Below are 18,263 nucleotides of genomic sequence, written 5' to 3' on the forward strand. Positions count from 1 at the left end.
GCCTCGGTCCGATTAGGGCAGACGTCAGCTCAGTTCTCCGCCAAGCCCAGCCGCGCCACCAACCACCGGCGCAGGTCCGGACCGTAGTCATCGCGGTCCAGGGCAAAGTCAACCGCAGCTTTGAGGTAGCCGCCCGGATTTCCCAGATCGTGTCGCGACCCCCGGTGCACGACGACGTGCACGGGATGGCCCTCGGCGATCAGCAGGGCGATGGCGTCGGTGAGCTGCACCTCGCCGCCGGCCCCACGGTCGATGCGCCGCAGCGCGTCGAACACGGCCCGGTCCAGCACGTAGCGGCCCGCCGCGGCATACATCGACGGTGCGTCTTCGGCCTTGGGCTTCTCGACCATCCCCTTGACCCGCAGCACGTCCGGGTTGTCGCCGTCGGTCAGCGGCTCGACGTCGAAGACACCGTAGGCGCTGACCTCCTCCGGACTGACCTCGATCGCGCACAGCACGGTGCCGCCCCGGCGGGCACGCACCTTCGACATGGTCTCCAGCACGCCGGTGGGCAGCACCAGGTCGTCGGGGAGCAGAACCGCGACGGCGTCCTCATCGGCGGACAACACCGGTTCGACGCAGCTGATGGCATGCCCCAGGCCCAGCGGCTCGGCCTGCACCACCGACTCGACCTTGATCAACTGCGGGGCCCGACGCACCTTGGCCAGCATCGCCTTCTTACCGCGGGCCTCCAGCGTGCCTTCCAGCACCAGGTCTTCGACGAAGTGCGCGACCACGCCGTCCTTGCCCTCGGAGGTGATGATCACCAGCCGCTCCGCGCCCGCCTCGGCTGCCTCGGCGGCGACCAGCTCGATTCCCGGGGTGTCAACGACCGGCAGCAGCTCTTTGGGCACGGTCTTGGTCGCAGGCAGGAAGCGGGTGCCCAAACCTGCCGCGGGCACAATGGCGGTGCGCGGAATCGGGACCTTCGGCGTGGGCATTGCTCACACGATAACCGCAAACCACTTCACCTCTTCGGCTGGCGGTGGGCGAGCCGTTGCTGACAGTCTGGTTGCCGTGACCGACGACGCGGTAGTGGCCGCCAAGTCCGCGTTGCGGGCCCGACTGCTCGCCGACCGGCGCGCCGTACCCCCCGATGTGCACGAGGCCGAGGCCGCAGCGTTGGCCGAGCATCTGGAGCACCTGGCGGGCGACGTCGCCACGGTCTGCGCCTATGTGCCGGTGGGCAGCGAGCCGGGCTCCACCGCGATGCTGGCCCGCCTGGCGCGTCGTGGCGTGCGGGTGCTGTTGCCGGTGGTGCGCACCGAGGACGACGGCACCCCGATGGCGCTGTTGTGGGGCGAGTACCGGCCCGAAACCCTGGCCACCGCGCGGTTCGGTCTGCTCGAACCGCCACAGCCGTGGCTGGCCGCCGACGCACTGGCCGAGGCGGACGTGATCGTGGTGCCGGCGGTGGCCGTGGACCGTCGGGGGGCGCGGCTGGGGCGCGGCGCCGGCTTCTACGACCGCTCGCTGCAGTGGCGCCGGCCGCAGATTCCGCTGGTAGCGGTGGTCCGTGACGCGGAGCTTCTCGACGAGGTGCCCGCGGAGGCTCACGACGTACCGATGACCCATGCCCTGACGCCCGGGCTCGGTCTGGTGGCACTGGGCTGACCCGCAATGGCCCGGAACGGCCCCGGGACGTCCCCGGATGTAGGTTCTCAACGTGTTGTGAGAACTGGCTCGTGAGCGGCGACAACCTTCGGCGCCGTTCCCAGAATTCCAAGCCCGACCCGGCGCGCGGTGACAAGATGGTCCCATCTCGATAAGGGCCGAACCAATATTGGGGATATCGAACGTTACCGGGCCAACAACGCGCTTCGTAGTCGCTCTGCAGCTACGGCCGGCGTGACTCCGAGCGGCGGCATGTTGGCGTCTCCAGTGCTGAGGTCACATGATCGGTGAACCGGTCAACACAGGGTCAGGAGGAGTTGATCCCGTGGACGGTCTCGAGATGGCCACCGCCGAGCGGAGAGACCTGGCCGATCTGCTGGCGACTCTGACGCCCGACCAGTGGGAGGCGCAGTCATTGTGTGAGCGCTGGCGGGTGCGCGACGTGGTCGCTCATGTGATGAGCTTCGACGGCGTCAGTCTGCTCGGCATGTTTGGCCGTGTCATTCGCGGCCGGATCATTGACGCCAATCAAGTGTGGGTCGACGAACTCGCATTGCTCAGCACCGAACAGCTCCTCGACCGACTGCAGGCTCGGCTGCGTCCGCAGGGGCTGGCCACGACCTTCGGAGGCCGGCTCGCGCTGCTCGACGTCACCATCCATCATCAAGACATCCGCCGCCCGCTCGGTCTGCCGCGCCAGATCCCGGCCGAGCGGCTGCGTTGTGTGCTGGGTGACAGCCTGCACACCCCCGAGCTGCCGGGGTGGCACCTCGCCCGCGGCGTACGCCTGACAACGACCGACCTGGACTGGAGTCACGGCAGGGGACCAGAGCTGACCGGACCGGCTGAAGCCGTGCTCATGGCGGTCTCCGGTCGGCAGAGCGCCATCGGGGAGCTGGACGGCCCCGGGCAGCAGGTGCTGGCCCGGCGGCTCGCCCGCCGACAATGCCGGACGCACGATCGCACGCGGTCTCGTCCGCGGTAGTCCGGCGGACCGGGTACGGTCGGGGCGTTGCGACCTGCTCCGCCGCGGGGCGAACCCACACCGAAGTGGCCTTGGAATGAGGAAGGCCACATAGTGGTTCTAGCACTTAGCACGGTAGAGTGCTAATCCGATTGTTCGATCCACGGAGGTTTCGCGTGCCCACCTACAGCTATGCCTGCACCGAGTGCAGCAACCGCTTCGACGTGGTCCAGGCCTTCACCGACGACGCGCTGACCACCTGCGAGGAGTGCAACGGCCGGCTGCGCAAGATCTTCGGCAAGGTCGGCGTGGTCTTCAAGGGCAGCGGCTTCTACCGCACCGACAGCCGGGAATCGGGCAAGTCCGGGAAGTCAACGTCCAATGGTTCCAGCAACGGCAGCGGCACCGCCAGCTCCAGCACCTCCAGCGACTCGAGCAGCGGTTCGGGCGACAGCGGAACCAAGTCGGCCGACAGCGGCACCAAGTCCAGTGACAGCGCCAAGGCCAGCACCGCGTCGTCAACCCCGGCGACCACCTCCAGCTAGCTCGTTATCCACAGCCCGGCGCCCGGGTCGACGACGCCCGGTGAACCTACCGGTTAGCGTGCCGCCATGGGCGACTCGCTCAACCCCACCCTGAGCAGCCGGATATCGCAGGCACTGCGCCCGGACTGGACCCGCACCGTGCGCGCCCGGCGCGTGACCGCAGCCGCCCTGGTGGTGCTGGCTGGCGTCGCGGCGATCCGCTCCGACCCGCGAGGCGACCGGCTCGACGTCGTGGTGGCAAGCCGCGACATCGCGCCCGGAACAGCCCTGACCGTCGACGATGTTTCTCTCGAAAGCCGTTTGGCCCAAATGGTTCCCGACGGAGCCGCCACCGATATGGCGGCGGTGGCGCAGACCACGCTGGCGGGCCCGGCCCGCCGTGGCGAAATACTCACCGATGTCCGTCTGCTGGGCAGCCGACTCACCGAGGCCGCCGCCGGACCCGATGCCCGCATCGTGGGTGTGCACCCGGCCGACGCCGCCCTGATCGATCTGGTGCGCCCCGGCGACGTCGTCGACGTCGTGACGGTCGCCCCCGAGGACGCCGCCGGTCCGCCGGGCGCCGCCCGGGTGCTCGCCACCGGCGGGATCGTGGTGCTGGTGTCCGACAAGCACAATCACGATGACCGGGTGGTCCTGGTGGCGTTGCCGGCCACCGCCGCGGTGGTGGTGGCCGGCGCCACGCTCGGTCAGGCCGTCACGCTTACCCTGCGCTGAACACCGTTAGGCCGCAGCGGGCTGCACGCTGGCGCAGAACTTGCACTTTGTCGCTTCGGGATCGATCTCCGATTTGCACTCCGGGCAGGTCTTGGTGGGCGCCGGGTCGCCGAACACCGTCTTCCCACGTCGCTTCTGGATGTGCTTGTAGGGCAACACGATGAAGAAGTAGATCGTGGCCATGAACACGACGAAGTAGATGATCGCCGAGATGAAGGCGCCGAGGTCGATGAATGTCGCCTCGTTACCCTCCGCCCCCAATTGGTAACCCAGCCCCAGCCCGGCAGTGTCGGGCTGCGCGGCCGAGACCAGCGGGTTGATCACGCTGTCGGTGAAAGCCTTGACCAGGTTGGAAAACGCCAACGCCACCACCAAACCGATGGCCACCGTGATGACGTCATCGCGCATCAGGAAATTCTTGAATCCCTTGAGCACCGCAACTCCCCTTCCGTACGGATGCACTGCGAAGCGGCGCCACGCCGCCTACGGCGAACCGTAATAGCCGCTGCGGAGTCCGTACGGGGGATTTCGTGAAGTCGAACCTCAACCGTGATGCGGCGGGATGTTGTCTCGCAACCAGCGCTCGCGTTCCTCGGCTTCTCGGACCTCGTCGGGGTCGCGTTCGTCCGACGACGACTGATGCTCTTCGAGTCCGGGCATGGCCCTAGATCTCCAGGCTGGACAGTTGGCCGATGATCGCCGCGGCCAGCGGGTTCAGTGTCGCCATCCCGTCACGCACCGCCGCCCGGGACCCGGCCAGGTTGACCACCAGGGTGCTGCCCGAGACCCCGGCCAGACCACGCGAGAGCCCGGCGTCGGCGATCCCGGCGGACAACCCGGAGGCCCGCAGTGCCTCGGCGATGCCGAGGATCTCGCGGTCCAGGATCTCGCGGGTGGCCTCGGGGGTGACGTCGCGCGGGGTGACCCCGGTACCGCCCACCGAAACGACCAGGTCGACCCCGCCGATCACCGCCGTGTTCAGCGCGTTGCGGATCTCCACCTCGTCGGCGGCGACGGCAACCACACCGTCGACCATGAACCCGCCCTCGGCCAACAATTCGGTGACCAACGGGCCACTGTGGTCCTCATCGCCGTGGGCGGTGCGGTCGTCGACAACGACGACGAGGGCGCGGCCGGCGAGTTCTCGGGACTGCTCCATGGGTGCAACCGTATATCCGGTTTCCGACACCGAACTCACCAACCCGTCACTGCTGCGCTTTACCCAGCGTGACCTGCGCAGTCTTGGACGTGCCGCTGGCATCCAGATAGGTCAGCGTCACCTGGTCGCCGGGCGCCTTGGAGCGCACCGCGGCCACCAGCGCGTCAGCGCTGCCGATCGGGCGCTTGTCGAACGCCGTCACCGTCGCACCCTCGGGCAGTCCGGCCTTCGCGGCCGCCTCGCCGGGCACCACCTCGACCACCTTGGCGCCGTGCAGGCTGCGCTCGCTGGTCACGCGCACCCCCAGCGAGGCGTGCGACGCCGTGTGGTCCGGCGAGTTGATGAGTTCGTCGGCGATCCGTTTGGCCTGATCCACCGGGATCGCGAAGCCGAGGCCGATCGAGCCGCTCTGGGCTTCGGCGGAGTCGCCGCCCATGGTGGCGATCGCGGAGTTGATCCCGACCAGGTCGCCGTTCATGTTGACCAGAGCACCGCCCGAGTTGCCGGGGTTGATGGCGGCATCGGTCTGGATCGCGTCGAGCACCGTGTTCTGGTTGCCCGCCTCGCCGCTGGTGGAGACGGGCCGGTTGAGGGCGCTGACGATCCCGGTCGTCACCGTGCCCTCCAGGCCGAGGGGCGACCCGACCGCCACCACGTTCTGGCCCACCCGCAGGTCCGCCGAGGACCCGATTGTGATCGGAGTCAGGTCCGAGACGCCCTGGACGCGCACCACGGCGATGTCGCTGGCCGGGTCCATGCCCACCACCGTGAACGGCGCTGTGCGGCCATCGGCGAAGGTCACCATGGTCCTCGGCGCCCCCTTGGCGCCGCTGTCGGGCTTGCCCGGGTCAAGCTTGCTGCCCGGGTCGGGCCGGTTGGCCGGGTCTGGCTTAGCCGCAGCGGCGGCCACCACGTGGTTGTTGGTCAGGATCAGCCCGTCAGCCGACAGGATGATGCCCGACCCCTCCTCGGACTGGCGTCCCAGATCGGTCTCCAGCATGACGACACTGGGCACCACCTTCGCCGCGACCTTCTCCACCGAGCCGTCCGGCAGATTCACCGCGGCCGGCACACCCGGGGCCTGAATGCTCGGCGGGTGGCTTCCGGTGGCGGCCGGCTTGTGATCGGAGTGCAGCGCGGAACCCACCACACCGCCCATCACGCCGGACATCGCCGCGATCGCTACCGCCCCGAGCACCAAGCCCCCGGCGCGGGAACGCTTCGGCTGTGCCCCGCCCGGACCACCCGGACCGCTTGGGCCCCCGGGACGGCCGTAGGAGGCGTCATAGGCGGCGCGATAGGCGGACTGCTGATGCTGCTGCTGGCCCTGGTGCGGGGCGTACCGCCAGTCGTAGGGCGGCGGGTACGAGCCCTGCGCGGCCCGGCCCGGATAACCGGACTGCCCGCGTTGGTCCGCCACCGGTGCACCGGTCGGGTTGGACCGTTCCGGTTGTTGAGGCGGCGGGAGGTACCCGGGGTAATTCGTCATGTTTGTTGCCTACTCCTAGGGACACGACTGCGGCGACGTTGCCTCACCACCATGCCTACGTGGACTGAGAAGCGCCTGTGACTGCTGCGGCCGGTACTTGTTCCGCCGACGTGGGCCCGCCGGGCAGCACCATCCGGAACGATGTGCCGGGCGGATGCCCGCCGGGGACGGTCTCTCCGATGGTGATCGCCCCACCGTGTTTGAGCACCACCTGTTTGACGATCGCCAGCCCCAGCCCGGATCCAGGCATGGCACGTGCGGAGTCCGACCGGTAGAAGCGCTCGAAGACCAACTCCCGTTGGTTCTCCGGGATTCCCGGCCCTTCGTCCGACACGATCATCTCCACGTGCGTCGGGTCGAGCTGGCGCATCCGCAATCCCACCACCCCGCCCGACGGGCTCCACTTGGCCGCGTTGTCGAGCAGGTTGAGCACCGCACGGGACAGACCCGCGGCGTCGCCGTACACGTGCCAGGGCACCACCTGGATGTCGAACTCGATGTCGTTGCGGCGCCGCCGGACCCGCTCCATGCTGCGGTCGACGACCTCGGTGATGTCGACCTGTTCGTAGGCGACCTCACGCTGGTCGTCGCGGGTGAGGTCCACCAAATCGCCAACCAGCGTGGACAATTCCTCGATCTGACCGATTGCGTCGGCACGCAGTTCGGCCATCTCCTCCTCGGGCAGCTGCGGGGCGCCCGGCGCCGCGGACGCCATCAACAGCTCGACGTTGGTGCGCAGCGACGTCAACGGGGTCTTCAACTCATGCCCGGCGTCGGCGACCAGCCGCGCCTGCCGTTCCCGCGACTCGGCCAGGGCCCGCAACATGGCGTTGAACGCTTCGGTGAGGCGGGCCAATTCGTCGCTGCCATAGACCGGGATCGGTCTCAGGTCGTCGGTGCGCGCCACCCGTTCGGCCGCCTCGGTCAGCCGGCCCACCGGCCGGAGGCCCGTTCTGGTGACCATCCCGCCGGCCACCGCGGCCACCACGACACCCACCCCGCCGACGACCAGCAGCACCCACCGCAGCTTCATCGTCACCGCCCGGGTGGGCGCCAAGCTCTTGGAGATCAACAGCGTGCTGCCGTTGGGCAGGTGCACGGCCAAGACCCGCTGGCCGGATGCGGTGCGGCGCGACAGGAACAGCTCACCGCGGATGACGGCCTTCTCCTGCTGCCCGACCGGCAGCCGCTGGCCGGGCTGATTGGCGGTGTAGATCGACCGGCCCGGATTGACCAGCATGGCGTTGACGTCGGAGTAGGCGGTGCCCTCGATCGCCTTGCGCGGATCGGCGGCCAGCGAGCCGCTGGCGATCAGCATCTCCGCGCGACTCTGTAACTGATTGTCGATGTCGTTGTAGAGCGCAGCCGAAATAACGGCGTAGACGGCCACCGCCATCAACACCACCACCAATGCCACCATCGACATCGCCAGCAGCATCACCCGCCAGCGCAGCGACAGGGAGGTCTTCTTCGCCTCTTCACCCTGTCGACGGCGGAAGGATTGCATCAGGGAGGAGTCTCGCGAAGCACGTAACCCACCCCGCGCACGGTGTAGATCAGCCGCGGCTCGCCTTCGGCTTCAGTCTTACGACGCAGGTACCCGATGTAGACCTCCAGCGCGTTGCCCGAGGTGGGGAAGTCGAAGCCCCACACCTCCTCGAGGATCCGGCTGCGGGTCAGCACCCGGCGCGGGTTGGCGATCAACATCTCCAACAGGGCGAACTCGGTGCGGGTCAGGCTGATCTGCCGGTCGCCGCGGGTGACCTCGCGGGTCACCGGGTCCAGCGTCAGGTCCTCGAACGACATCGCGACCGATTCGGACAGGTCCTCGGCGGTGGTGCGGCGCAGCAGCGCCCGCATCCGCGCCAGCAGTTCCTCCAGCGCGAACGGCTTGGGCAGGTAGTCGTCGGCGCCGGCATCCAGGCCGGCGACCCGCTCGGAGACCGAGTCCCGGGCCGTCAGCACCAAGATCGGCAGGTCGTCACCGGTGCTACGCAGCTGACGACAGACTTCCAGTCCGTCCAGCCGCGGCATCATGACGTCCAGGATCATCGCGTCCGGACGGTCGCTGGTGATCGCCTCGAGCGCCTCGACGCCGTCGGTGGCCAGCGAGACCGAGTAACCATTGAACGACAGAGACCTGCGCAACGACTCGCGCACAGCGCGATCGTCATCAACAACCAGTACCCGGGTAGCCATGGGTGCTATCCAATCATCCGAAAGGCGATCTGGAGGGTCAGAGCAGGTCGTGTCGGAGCCTATTTAGCGGCGGTCGAGGTCGATAAGGCCCAGACGCGCGGCTTTGAGCAGGCGGCGCGGCACCTTGTGCGCGCGGCCGGCGACCGTCACATTGACCAGGCCGGTTGCCTCAGCCTTCCACTGCGCGCGGCGACTACGAGTGTTCGCACGCGACATCCTGCGTTTCGGCACGGCCATGGTCGAGCCTCTCCTGTTGTGGGCATAGTGCCGCTCGATACCAGCGGCGGGACTATCCGAAAGGATAGCCGGTGACCAGCGTCGGCTCCAAAATAGCTCCGATCGGTGACGATGCGCCTTGACGCGACACCGGCGGTACCGGCTAACCTACCGGTTGGTTGAGGGATGGGAATTGGGGATGACAGCAGCCGTTCGGATCGGTAACTGCTCGGGGTTCTACGGCGACCGTCACGCCGCAATGCACGAGATGCTCACCGGTGGTGAACTGGACTACCTCACCGGTGACTACCTGGCCGAGCTGACCATGCTGATCCTGGGCCGCGACCGGATGAAGCACCCCGAACGCGGTTACGCCAAGACCTTCCTGACCCAGCTCGAACAATGCCTCGGACTGGCCCTCGACCAGGGCGTTCGCATCGTGGCCAACGCCGGCGGGCTCAACCCGGCCGGCCTGGCCGACGCGGTGCGCGAGCTGGCACAGCGGCTGGGCATCCCGGCCCGCGTCGCCCACGTCGAAGGCGACGACCTGCTCCCGCGCGCCGCTGAGCTGGGATTGGGCAGTCCCCTAACCGCAAATGCCTACCTGGGCGCCTGGGGCATCGTCGAGTGCCTGGCCGGCGGTGCCGATGTGGTGATCACCGGGCGCGTCACCGACGCCTCCGTCATCGTGGGACCCGCCGCCGCGCACTTCGGCTGGGCACGCACCGACTACGACCAGCTCGCCGGGGCCGTGGTCGCCGGCCACGTCATCGAGTGCGGGATCCAGGCCAGCGGCGGCAATTACTCCTTCTTCACCGAGATACCCACCGAGAAGTTGCTGCACCCCGGGTTCCCGCTCGCCGAGATCCACGCCGACGGGTCGTCGGTGATCACCAAGCATCCCGGCACCGGCGGGCTGGTCAGCGTCGACACCGTGACGGCGCAACTGCTCTACGAGGTGACCGGCGCGCGCTACGCCAACCCCGACGTCACCGCGCGCATGGACAGCATCGAACTGGCCTTGGACAAGACCGGTGGCCCGGACCGGGTGCGGATCTCCGGCGTGACCGGCGAGGCGCCGCCGCCCACCTACAAGGTCTCGCTGAACAGCATCGGCGGGTTCCGCAACTCCACCACCTTCGTGTTGACCGGCCTGGACATCGAGGCCAAGGCCGAGCTGGTGCGCACCCAGCTCGAGGCGGCCATGACCGTCCGGCCGGCCGAGCTGGAGTGGACGTTGTCGCGCACCGACCACCCCGACGCCGACACCGAGGAAACCGCCAGTGCCCTGCTGCACTGTGTGGTGCGCGACCCGGACCCGGCCAACGTGGGCCGCAAGTTCTCCGCGGCCGGCATCGAGCTCGCGCTGGCCAGCTATCCCGGGTTCTGCGTCACCGCCCCACCCGGTGACGGCCAGGTCTACGGGGTGTTCACCCCGGGCTATGTCGATGCCACGCAGGTGCCGCACGTCGCCGTGCACGCCGACGGCACCCGGGTGGACATCCCGTCCGCCTCGGAAACTCTTGAGCTGGCGCCGGCCGCCGATCCGGAGCTGCCCGAGCCGCTACCGGCCGGACCGAGCCGTCGGGCGCCCTTGGGGGCGATCGCCGGCGCCCGCAGCGGCGACAAGGGCGGCTCGGCCAACGTCGGGGTCTGGGTGCGCACCGATGAACAGTGGCGCTGGCTGGCCCACACGCTGACCACTGAGATGTTGCGGAAGCTGCTTCCGGAAACCGCCGAGTTGCCCGTCACCCGTCACCTGCTGCCGAAGTTGCGCGCGGTGAACTTCGTGATCGAGGGCATCCTCGGGCAGGGCGTGGCCTACCAAGCCCGATTCGACCCGCAGGCCAAGGGACTGGGCGAATGGCTGCGCAGCCGTCATCTCGAGATACCCGAACGACTCCTACCAGAAGGGACCCCGTGAGTATCTGGACCACCCCCGAACGCGAGGCGCTGCGCAAGACCGTGCGCGGTTTCGTCGAACGCGAAATTCTGCCGCACGTCGACGAGTGGGAACGCTCCGGCGAGCTGCCGCGCGAACTGCACCGCAAGGCCGCCGAGGTCGGCTTGCTGGGCGCGGGCTTCCCCGAGGAGGTCGGCGGCAGTGGCGGCGACGGCGCCGACGCGGTGATCGTCTGCGAGGAGATGCACCACGCCGGGGCGCCGGGCGGCGTATTCGCCTCCCTGTTCACCTGCGGTATCGCGGTGCCGCACATGATCGCCTCCGGCGACGCCAGACTCATCGAGGAGTTCGTCCGCCCCACGCTGGCCGGCGAGAAGATCGGTTCGCTGGCCATCACCGAGCCCGGCGGCGGCTCGGATGTCGGGCACCTGCGCACCACGGCGCGCCTTGACGGCGACCACTACGTGGTCAACGGCTCCAAGACCTTCATCACCTCCGCGGTGCGCGCCGACTATGTCGTCACCGCGGTCCGCACCGGCGGGCCGGGAGCGGCCGGGGTGTCGCTGCTGGTGGTCGAGAAGGGCACACCGGGCTTCGAGGTGAGCCGCAAGCTGGAGAAGATGGGCTGGCGATCCTCGGACACCGCCGAACTGTCCTACGTCGACGCCCGGGTGCCGACGGCCAACCTGGTCGGCGTCGAGAACACCGGCTTCGCCCAGATCGCCGCGGCGTTCGTCTCCGAGCGGGTCGGGCTGGCCGCGCAGGCATATGCCAGCGCGCAGCGCTGCCTGGATCTGACCCTGACCTGGTGCCGGGACCGGGAGACCTTCGGCCGGCCGCTGATCTCGCGGCAGGCGGTGCAGAACACCCTGGCCGAGATGGCCCGCCGCATCGATGTGGCCCGGGTCTACACCCGCCACGTCGTCGAGCGGCAGCTAGCCGGCGAAGCCTTCCTCATCCCGGAGGTGTGTTTCGCCAAGAACACCGCGGTGGAGGCCGGTGAGTGGGTGGCCAACCAGGCGGTGCAGCTGTTCGGCGGCATGGGCTATATGGCCGAGTCCGAGGTGGAGCGCCAGTATCGGGATATGCGCATCATCGGCATCGGCGGGGGAACCACCGAGATCCTGACCTCACTGGCCGCCAAGACCCTGGGATACCAATCGTGACGACCCTGAAGTCCACCCTGGACCCCAACTCCCCCGCCTACACCGACGCGGCGTCCGCGCTGACCGACAAACTCGCCGAGATCGATGCCGAGCACGCCAAGGCACTCGCCGGCGGCGGACCCAAGTACGTGGACCGCCACCATTCCCGCGGCAAGCTCACCGCCCGGGAGCGCATCGAAGCGCTGATCGACGCCGACTCACCGTTCCTGGAGCTGTGCCCGCTGGCTGCCTGGGGCAGCGCCTTCCAGGTCGGTGCCAGCCTGGTCACCGGGATCGGCGCGGTCGAAGGCGTGGAGTGCATGATCGTCGCCAACGACCCGACGGTCAAAGGCGGCACCTCCAACCCGTGGACGCTGCGCAAGATCCTGCGGGCCAACAAGATCGCTTTGGAAAACCGGCTTCCGGTGATCTCCCTGGTGGAATCCGGCGGAGCGGACCTGCCCACCCAGAAGGAAGTCTTCATCCCCGGCGGCCAGATGTTCCGCGACCTGACTCGACTGTCGGCCGCCGGCATCCCGACCATCGCGCTGGTATTCGGCAACTCCACTGCCGGCGGGGCCTATGTGCCCGGCATGTCCGATCACGTGGTGATGATCAAGGAACGGTCCAAGGTATTCCTGGCCGGGCCGCCACTGGTGAAGATGGCCACCGGCGAGGAGTCCGACGACGAGTCGCTCGGCGGTGCCGAGATGCACTCGCGCACTTCGGGACTGGGTGATTACCTCGCCAACGACGAGCTTGACGCGGTGCGGATCGGTCGGCGGATCGTGGCCCGGCTGAACTGGACCAAGAAAGGCCCGAAGCCGGCCACCGTCGTCGAACCCAACTACGACGCCGAAGAGCTGATCGGGATCGTGCCCGCAGACCTGCGCATCCCGTTCGACCCGCGAGAGGTGATCGCACGGATCGTCGACGGCTCCGACTTCGATGAGTTCAAGCCGCTCTACGGGTCGTCGTTGGTGACGGGCTGGGCGCGGCTACACGGATATCCGATCGGCATCCTGGCCAACGCGCGAGGCGTGCTGTTCAGTGAGGAATCCCAGAAGGCCACCCAGTTCATCCAGTTGGCCAACCGCTCCAACACCCCACTGTTGTTCCTGCACAACACCACCGGCTACATGGTGGGCAAGGACTACGAAGAGGGCGGCATGATCAAGCACGGCTCGATGATGATCAACGCCGTGTCCAACTCGACGGTGCCGCACATCTCGCTGCTGCTCGGCGCGTCGTATGGGGCAGGGCACTACGGCATGTGTGGGCGCGCCTACGATCCGCGCTTTCTGTTCGCCTGGCCGTCGGCCAAGTCCTCGGTGATGGGCGGGGCACAGCTCGCGGGCGTGCTGTCCATCGTGAACCGGGCGGCCACCGAGGCCCGCGGGCAGCAGGTCGACGAGCAGGCCGATGCCGCCATGCGCGCCATGGTCGAAGGGCAGATCGAAGCCGAGTCGCTGCCGCTCGTGCTGTCCGGGATGCTCTACGACGACGGGGTGATCGACCCCCGCGACACCCGCACCGTATTGGGAATGTGTTTGTCCGCCATCGCCAATGGCCCGATCGAGGGGACGTCGAACTTCGGCGTCTTCCGGATGTAGGGGATACCGCCGATGATCAGCACTGTTCTGGTGGCCAACCGCGGCGAGATCGCTCGACGGGTCTTCGCCACCTGCCGTCGACTGGGCCTGGGCACGGTCGCGGTCTACACCGACCCCGACGCGGGCATGCCGCACGTCACCGAAGCCGACGCGAAGGTACGCCTGCCGGAGACCACCAGCTACCTGTCCGCCGAGGCGATCATCGCCGCAGCCCAGGCGGCCGGCGCCGACGCCATCCATCCCGGTTACGGATTCCTCTCCGAGAACGCCGAATTCGCTGCTGCCGTGCAGGCCGCCGGGCTGACCTGGATCGGGCCGCCGGTGGCCGCGGTGACCTCGATGGGCTCCAAGATCGAGTCGAAGAAGATGATGGCCGCGGCCGGGGTGCCGGTTCTGGAAGAACTCGACCCGGAAACCGTCACCGCCGACCAACTGCCGGTGCTGGTGAAGGCCTCCGCAGGTGGTGGCGGCCGCGGCATGCGGGTGGTCAGCGAATTGTCAGCCTTGGCAGGCGAAGTGGCGGCCGCTCAGCGCGAAGCCGCGTCGGCGTTCGGCGACCCGACGGTGTTCTGCGAGCGCTACCTGCCGACCGGGCATCACATCGAGGTCCAGGTGATGGCCGATCAGCACGGCACGGTGTGGGCGGTCGGCGAACGGGAATGCTCGATTCAGCGCCGCCACCAGAAGGTCATCGAGGAGGCGCCGTCGCCGTTGGTGGAACGCACCCCCGGGATGCGCGCCAAGCTGTTCGAGGCCGCCAGGCTGGCGGCCAGCGCGATCGGCTACACCGGCGCCGGCACCGTGGAGTTTTTGGCCGACTCCCGCGGCGAGTTCTACTTCCTGGAGATGAACACCCGGCTGCAGGTCGAGCACCCGGTCACCGAGGAGACCACCGGTGTCGACCTGGTCGAACTGCAGATCGCGGTGGCCGACGGGGCTCGCCTGGACGCCGAACCGCCGGCCGCACACGGGCATTCGATCGAGGTGCGCCTCTATGCCGAAGACCCGGCCCACGGGTGGCAGCCGCAGGCCGGGCCGGTGCACGCCCTCGACGTTCCGGGCGTAACGATTCAGTTCGAGACGCTGTCCCGGCGCACCGGCGTCCGGCTGGACTCCGGCATCGTCGGCGGGTCGACCGTTTCCATTTACTACGACCCGATGCTGGCCAAAGTGATCAGCTACGCGCCGACCCGCCGGCAGGCGGCGGCCGTGCTCGCAGGCGCGCTGGCGCGCACCCGGCTGCACGGGCTGCGCACCAACCGTGACCTGCTGGTCAACGTCCTGCGGCATCCAGCCTTCCTGGACGGCGCCACCGACACGGCGTTCTTCGATACGCACGGTCTGACGGAACTGTCGGCGCCGCTGGCCGACGCCGCGACGGTGCGGGCCAGCGCAATCGCGGCCGCCCTGGCCGACGCCGCCCATAATCGGGCCACCGCCCAGGCGTTCGGCTCCATTCCCGGCGGCTGGCGCAACCTGGCGTCGGGATTCCAGTCCAAGGGCTACCTCGACGACACCGGGGCCGAACACCGCGTCGAATACCGTTTCACCCGAACGGGATTGATCATCAACGACGACGTCACCCTGGTGTCGTCGACCCCGGACGAAGTGGTACTGGCCGACCCGGCCGGCGTCGCCCGCACGTTCACCGTCGCCCGCTACGGCGACGTCGGCTCCGCCGACATCTGGGTGGACTCCCCCGCCGGCGGTGTCCACCTGGTGGCGTTGCCTCGGTTCCCCGACCCCGAGTCGGCGGTGGCGCAGGGGTCACTGCTGGCGCCCATGCCCGGCAACGTGATCCGGCTGGGCGCAGCCGTCGGCGACCAGGTGACCGCCGGCCAGCCCCTGATCTGGCTGGAAGCCATGAAGATGGAGCACACCATCAGCGCACCGACCGACGGTGTGCTCACCCAGCTCGACGTCAAGCCCGGCGACCAAGTGGAGGTCGGTGCCGTGCTGGCCCGTGTCGAACAGCCCGAGACAACGCAAGCAGAAGGAGATCCACTGTGACCGATTCCAAGAGCGACACCAGCTTCATCGAAAGCGACGAACGGCGCGCCCTGCGCGAGGCAGTCGCGGCGATGGCCCGCGACTACGGCCAGGACTACTACCTGGAGAAGGCCCGCGCCGGCGAGCACACCGACGAACTGTGGAACGAAGCGGGCAAGCTCGGCTTCATCGGAGTGAACCTGCCCGAGGAGTACGGCGGCGGCGGCGCCGGTATGTACGAGCTGTCGCTGGTCATGGAAGAGATGGCGACGAACGGCTGCGCGCTGCTGATGATGGTGGTCTCGCCCGCCATCAACGGCACCATCATCTCCAAGTTCGGCACCGACGAGCAGAAGCAGCGCTGGATCCCCGGTATCGCCGACGGATCGTTGACCATGGCCTTCGCCATCACCGAGCCCGACGCCGGGTCCAACTCGCACAAGATCACCACCACCGCGCGCCGCGACGGGTCGGACTGGATCCTCAAGGGCCAGAAAACCTTTATCTCTGGCATCGACCAGGCGCAGGCGGTGCTGGTGGTCGGCCGCAGTGAAGACGCCAAGACCGGCAACCTGCGGCCCGCGCTGTTCGTGGTGCCCACCGACGCTCCGGGGCTGAGCTACACGCCCATCGAGATGGAGCTGATCAGCCCGGAGCGCCAGTTCCAGGTGTTCCTCGACGACGTCCGGCTGCCGGCCGACGCGCTGGTGGGTTCCGAGGACGCCGCCATCGCCCAGCTGTTCGCCGGGCTGAACCCGGAGCGCATCATGGGCGCGGCCAGCGCGGTCGGCATGGGCCGTTTCGCGATCGGCAAGGCCGTGGACTACGTCACCACCCGCCAGGTGTGGAAGACCCCGATCGGCGCGCACCAGGGCCTGTCGCACCCGCTGGCCCAGAACCACATCGAGATTCAGCTGGCCAAGCTGATGATGCAGAAGGCGGCGACGCTGTATGACGCCGGCGACGACTTCGGCGCGGCGGAGGCGGCCAACATGGCCAAGTACGCCGCCGGTGAGGCGTCGACCCGGGCGGTGGACCAGGCGGTGCAGTCCCTCGGCGGCAACGGCCTGACCAAGGAGTACGGCATCGCCGCGGCGGTCACCGCGTCCCGGCTGGCGCGGATCGCCCCGGTGAGCCGGGAGATGGTCCTCAACTTCGTCGCGCAGACCTCGCTGGGCCTGCCGCGGTCGTACTGATGGACACGCTGGTCTCCTACACCGGGCCGGAACACACCGGCGACGGTTCGGCCCGGCTGACCCTGGACTCGCCGCACAACCGCAACGCGCTGTCGTCGAAGCTGGTCGCCCAGCTGCACGCCGGGCTGCGCGACGCCGCGGCCGACCCGAACGTGCGGGTGGTGGTGCTGGGCCACACCGGCAACACGTTCTGCGCCGGTGCGGACCTGAGTGAGGCCAGCGGGGGTGACCCCGGCGGTTCAGCGAGGCTCGACGGAGGAGAGGCGAAGCTGGGACCGCCGCTTGGACCCGGCGAGCTGGCCGCGGACCGGGCCCGTGAGATGGCAGCGCTGCTGCGCGCGATCGTCGAGTCGCCGCGGCCGGTGATCGCGGCGGTGGACGGCCACGTGCGGGCCGGCGGCATGGGGCTGGTCGGCGCCTGCGACCTCGCGGTCGCCGGGCCGGCCAGCACCTTCGCCCTGACCGAGGCCCGCATCGGGGTGGCGCCGTCGATCATCTCGCTGACGCTGCTGCCCAAGCTCTCGCCGCGAGCCGCGGCCCGCTACTACCTGACCGGCGAGAAGTTCGGCGCCGCCGAAGCCGCGGCGATCGGGCTGATCACCCTGGCCGCCGATGACGTCGACGCCGCAGTCGCCGGTCTGGTTGCCAACCTGCGGCTCGGGTCCCCGCAGGGGTTGGCGGCGTCCAAGGCCCTGACCACCGCGGCGGTGCTGGCCGGTTTCGACCGGGACGCCGAACCGCTCAGCGTCGCGTCGGCGCGGATGTTCGTCTCCGACGAAGCTCGGGAAGGGATGCTGGCATTCCTGCAGAAGCGCCCACCCAGCTGGGCCGGCTGACTCCACTTTGGGCAACCCAGCTTGCGGCAAACGCGGTTAGTCGTAGGCTACGTATCCGATGAGGAACTCAACCCGGCGTGGCGTCGACTCGAACGGCACCCAGTCGCGCGCCGCTGACACCGACCGGATCCAGTTGGCGCAGGTGCTGGGCGACGCCGTCGCGCAAGGCCAACTGCCGATGAGCGAGTACGAGGCCCGGCTCGCCAAGGCCTACGCGGCGCAGACCTACGACGAGCTCGACCGTCTGCGCGCCGACCTGCCGGGCTCCTCGGTGTGCCCGCACCGCGGCGGTGACTGCAAACCCGCCCCGTCCACGTTGCTGCTGGCGATCATGAGTTCCTTCGAGCGGCGCGGTCGGTGGAACGTGCCCAAGCGGCTGACCACATTCTCCCTGTGGGGCGGCGGCGTCATCGACCTGCGCTACGCCGACTTCACCTCGCCGGACGTCGAGATCAACGCCTACTCCATCATGGGCGGACAGACCATTCTGCTGCCGCCGGAGGTCAACGTGGACATCCACGGTTACGGCGTGATGGGCGGCTTCGACCAGCAGGTCGAGGGCACCGGCACCCCGGGTGCACCGACGGTCAAGGTGCGCGGTTTCTCGCTGTGGGGCGGGGTCGGCATCCGCCGCAAGAACCGCAAACCGCGCGGCTGAGACCAGCCGCGGCGGTCTCG

At 68.8% G+C, this 18,263-nt stretch carries 18 protein-coding genes; 11 read left to right on the top strand and 7 right to left on the bottom strand.

Annotation, left to right across the window (positions count from 1 at the left end; genetic code table 11):
• Positions 1–29: 29 nt before the first annotated feature.
• Positions 30–941 carry a UTP--glucose-1-phosphate uridylyltransferase gene (locus ABW16_RS01995; protein WP_047317406.1) on the bottom strand — a complete coding sequence of 304 codons (912 nt, stop codon included), beginning with the start codon at positions 939–941 and terminating at the stop codon, positions 30–32.
• 76 nt (positions 942–1,017) lie between these two features.
• On the opposite strand from ABW16_RS01995, the gene ABW16_RS02000 reads away from it, so the two are divergent.
• The 4 genes from ABW16_RS02000 (at position 1,018) to ABW16_RS02015 (ending at position 3,840) form a co-directional block, all read left to right on the top strand.
• Positions 1,018–1,614, top strand: coding sequence for a 5-formyltetrahydrofolate cyclo-ligase (locus ABW16_RS02000; RefSeq protein ID WP_233424665.1), 597 nt, complete (start codon positions 1,018–1,020; stop codon positions 1,612–1,614).
• Between the two features lie 325 nt (positions 1,615–1,939).
• Entirely contained in the window at positions 1,940–2,599 is a 660-nt protein-coding gene (locus ABW16_RS02005; RefSeq protein WP_082133904.1) for a maleylpyruvate isomerase family mycothiol-dependent enzyme, read from the top strand.
• A gap of 155 nt (positions 2,600–2,754) precedes the next feature.
• Positions 2,755–3,123 (top strand): FmdB family zinc ribbon protein, encoded by a 369-nt coding sequence (locus ABW16_RS02010; protein ID WP_047317408.1) that lies wholly within the window; start codon positions 2,755–2,757, stop codon positions 3,121–3,123.
• Between the two features lie 66 nt (positions 3,124–3,189).
• The gene (locus ABW16_RS02015; protein WP_047317409.1) at positions 3,190–3,840 is read left to right on the top strand and encodes an SAF domain-containing protein; all 651 of its coding nucleotides are present in this window, start codon (positions 3,190–3,192) and stop codon (positions 3,838–3,840) included.
• A 6-nt stretch (positions 3,841–3,846) separates the two neighbouring features.
• On the opposite strand, the gene ABW16_RS02020 is transcribed toward ABW16_RS02015, so the two are convergent.
• The 6 genes from ABW16_RS02020 to rpmF all read right to left on the bottom strand — a co-directional run bounded on the left by ABW16_RS02020 (position 3,847) and on the right by rpmF (position 8,924).
• On the bottom strand, positions 3,847–4,275 hold the full coding sequence (locus ABW16_RS02020; protein ID WP_047317410.1) for a large conductance mechanosensitive channel protein MscL: 429 nt from the start codon (positions 4,273–4,275) through the stop codon (positions 3,847–3,849).
• Between the two features lie 229 nt (positions 4,276–4,504).
• Positions 4,505–4,999 carry a MogA/MoaB family molybdenum cofactor biosynthesis protein gene (locus ABW16_RS02025; RefSeq protein WP_047317411.1) on the bottom strand — a complete coding sequence of 165 codons (495 nt, stop codon included), beginning with the start codon at positions 4,997–4,999 and terminating at the stop codon, positions 4,505–4,507.
• 46 nt (positions 5,000–5,045) lie between these two features.
• Entirely contained in the window at positions 5,046–6,488 is a 1,443-nt protein-coding gene (locus ABW16_RS02030) for a S1C family serine protease (RefSeq protein ID WP_047317412.1), read from the bottom strand.
• A 55-nt stretch (positions 6,489–6,543) separates the two neighbouring features.
• Positions 6,544–7,995: a HAMP domain-containing sensor histidine kinase gene (locus tag ABW16_RS02035; RefSeq protein WP_047317413.1), complete on the bottom strand. Its 1,452-nt coding sequence runs from the start codon at positions 7,993–7,995 to the stop codon at positions 6,544–6,546.
• Positions 7,995–8,687 (bottom strand): response regulator transcription factor, encoded by a 693-nt coding sequence (locus tag ABW16_RS02040; RefSeq protein ID WP_024442851.1) that lies wholly within the window; start codon positions 8,685–8,687, stop codon positions 7,995–7,997. The genes ABW16_RS02035 and ABW16_RS02040 overlap by 1 nt, the downstream gene beginning before the upstream one ends.
• 63 nt (positions 8,688–8,750) lie before the next feature.
• Positions 8,751–8,924: a 50S ribosomal protein L32 gene (gene rpmF / locus ABW16_RS02045; protein WP_024442852.1), complete on the bottom strand. Its 174-nt coding sequence runs from the start codon at positions 8,922–8,924 to the stop codon at positions 8,751–8,753.
• A gap of 178 nt (positions 8,925–9,102) precedes the next feature.
• Here rpmF and ABW16_RS02050 point away from each other — a divergent pair, with 178 nt between their 5' ends.
• Genes ABW16_RS02050 through ABW16_RS02080 form a run of 7 tightly spaced genes read left to right on the top strand, consistent with a single transcriptional unit; the run spans position 9,103 to position 18,243 of the window.
• On the top strand, positions 9,103–10,827 hold the full coding sequence (locus tag ABW16_RS02050) for an acyclic terpene utilization AtuA family protein (RefSeq protein ID WP_047317414.1): 1,725 nt from the start codon (positions 9,103–9,105) through the stop codon (positions 10,825–10,827).
• A complete protein-coding gene (locus tag ABW16_RS02055) occupies positions 10,824–11,972 on the top strand; it encodes an acyl-CoA dehydrogenase family protein (protein ID WP_047317415.1) in 1,149 nt (382 codons plus the stop codon). The genes ABW16_RS02050 and ABW16_RS02055 overlap by 4 nt, the downstream gene beginning before the upstream one ends.
• The gene (locus tag ABW16_RS02060; RefSeq protein ID WP_047317416.1) at positions 11,969–13,564 is read left to right on the top strand and encodes an acyl-CoA carboxylase subunit beta; all 1,596 of its coding nucleotides are present in this window, start codon (positions 11,969–11,971) and stop codon (positions 13,562–13,564) included. The genes ABW16_RS02055 and ABW16_RS02060 overlap by 4 nt, the downstream gene beginning before the upstream one ends.
• 12 nt (positions 13,565–13,576) lie before the next feature.
• Positions 13,577–15,574 carry an acetyl/propionyl/methylcrotonyl-CoA carboxylase subunit alpha gene (locus tag ABW16_RS02065; RefSeq protein WP_047317417.1) on the top strand — a complete coding sequence of 666 codons (1,998 nt, stop codon included), beginning with the start codon at positions 13,577–13,579 and terminating at the stop codon, positions 15,572–15,574.
• Complete coding sequence (locus ABW16_RS02070) at positions 15,571–16,749, top strand: acyl-CoA dehydrogenase family protein (RefSeq protein WP_082133905.1); 1,179 nt, start codon at positions 15,571–15,573, stop codon at positions 16,747–16,749. The genes ABW16_RS02065 and ABW16_RS02070 overlap by 4 nt, the downstream gene beginning before the upstream one ends.
• Positions 16,749–17,585: an enoyl-CoA hydratase family protein gene (locus ABW16_RS02075; protein WP_047317418.1), complete on the top strand. Its 837-nt coding sequence runs from the start codon at positions 16,749–16,751 to the stop codon at positions 17,583–17,585. Before ABW16_RS02070 ends, ABW16_RS02075 begins: the two co-directional genes overlap by 1 nt.
• A gap of 58 nt (positions 17,586–17,643) precedes the next feature.
• A complete protein-coding gene (locus ABW16_RS02080) occupies positions 17,644–18,243 on the top strand; it encodes a DUF1707 SHOCT-like domain-containing protein (protein WP_047317419.1) in 600 nt (199 codons plus the stop codon).
• Positions 18,244–18,263 lie beyond the last annotated feature (20 nt).

The organism is Mycolicibacter heraklionensis (assembly GCF_001021505.1).
In the GTDB taxonomy this organism is placed as follows: domain Bacteria; phylum Actinomycetota; class Actinomycetes; order Mycobacteriales; family Mycobacteriaceae; genus Mycobacterium; species Mycobacterium heraklionense.

Bases quoted from the DNA above. Each gene is read 5' to 3' on its own strand.
- ABW16_RS01995 (WP_047317406.1), bottom strand. From the start codon at position 941: ATGCCCACGCCGAAGGTCCCGATTCCGCGCACCGCCATTGTGCCCGCG.
- ABW16_RS02015 (WP_047317409.1), top strand. From the start codon at position 3,190: ATGGGCGACTCGCTCAACCCCACCCTGAGCAGCCGGATATCGCAGGCA.
- ABW16_RS02025 (WP_047317411.1), bottom strand. From the start codon at position 4,999: ATGGAGCAGTCCCGAGAACTCGCCGGCCGCGCCCTCGTCGTCGTTGTC.
- ABW16_RS02030 (WP_047317412.1), bottom strand. From the start codon at position 6,488: ATGACGAATTACCCCGGGTACCTCCCGCCGCCTCAACAACCGGAACGG.
- ABW16_RS02035 (WP_047317413.1), bottom strand. From the start codon at position 7,995: ATGCAATCCTTCCGCCGTCGACAGGGTGAAGAGGCGAAGAAGACCTCC.
- ABW16_RS02040 (WP_024442851.1), bottom strand. From the start codon at position 8,687: ATGGCTACCCGGGTACTGGTTGTTGATGACGATCGCGCTGTGCGCGAG.
- rpmF (WP_024442852.1), bottom strand. From the start codon at position 8,924: ATGGCCGTGCCGAAACGCAGGATGTCGCGTGCGAACACTCGTAGTCGC.
- ABW16_RS02050 (WP_047317414.1), top strand. From the start codon at position 9,103: ATGACAGCAGCCGTTCGGATCGGTAACTGCTCGGGGTTCTACGGCGAC.
- ABW16_RS02065 (WP_047317417.1), top strand. From the start codon at position 13,577: ATGATCAGCACTGTTCTGGTGGCCAACCGCGGCGAGATCGCTCGACGG.
- ABW16_RS02075 (WP_047317418.1), top strand. From the start codon at position 16,749: ATGGACACGCTGGTCTCCTACACCGGGCCGGAACACACCGGCGACGGT.
- ABW16_RS02080 (WP_047317419.1), top strand. From the start codon at position 17,644: ATGAGGAACTCAACCCGGCGTGGCGTCGACTCGAACGGCACCCAGTCG.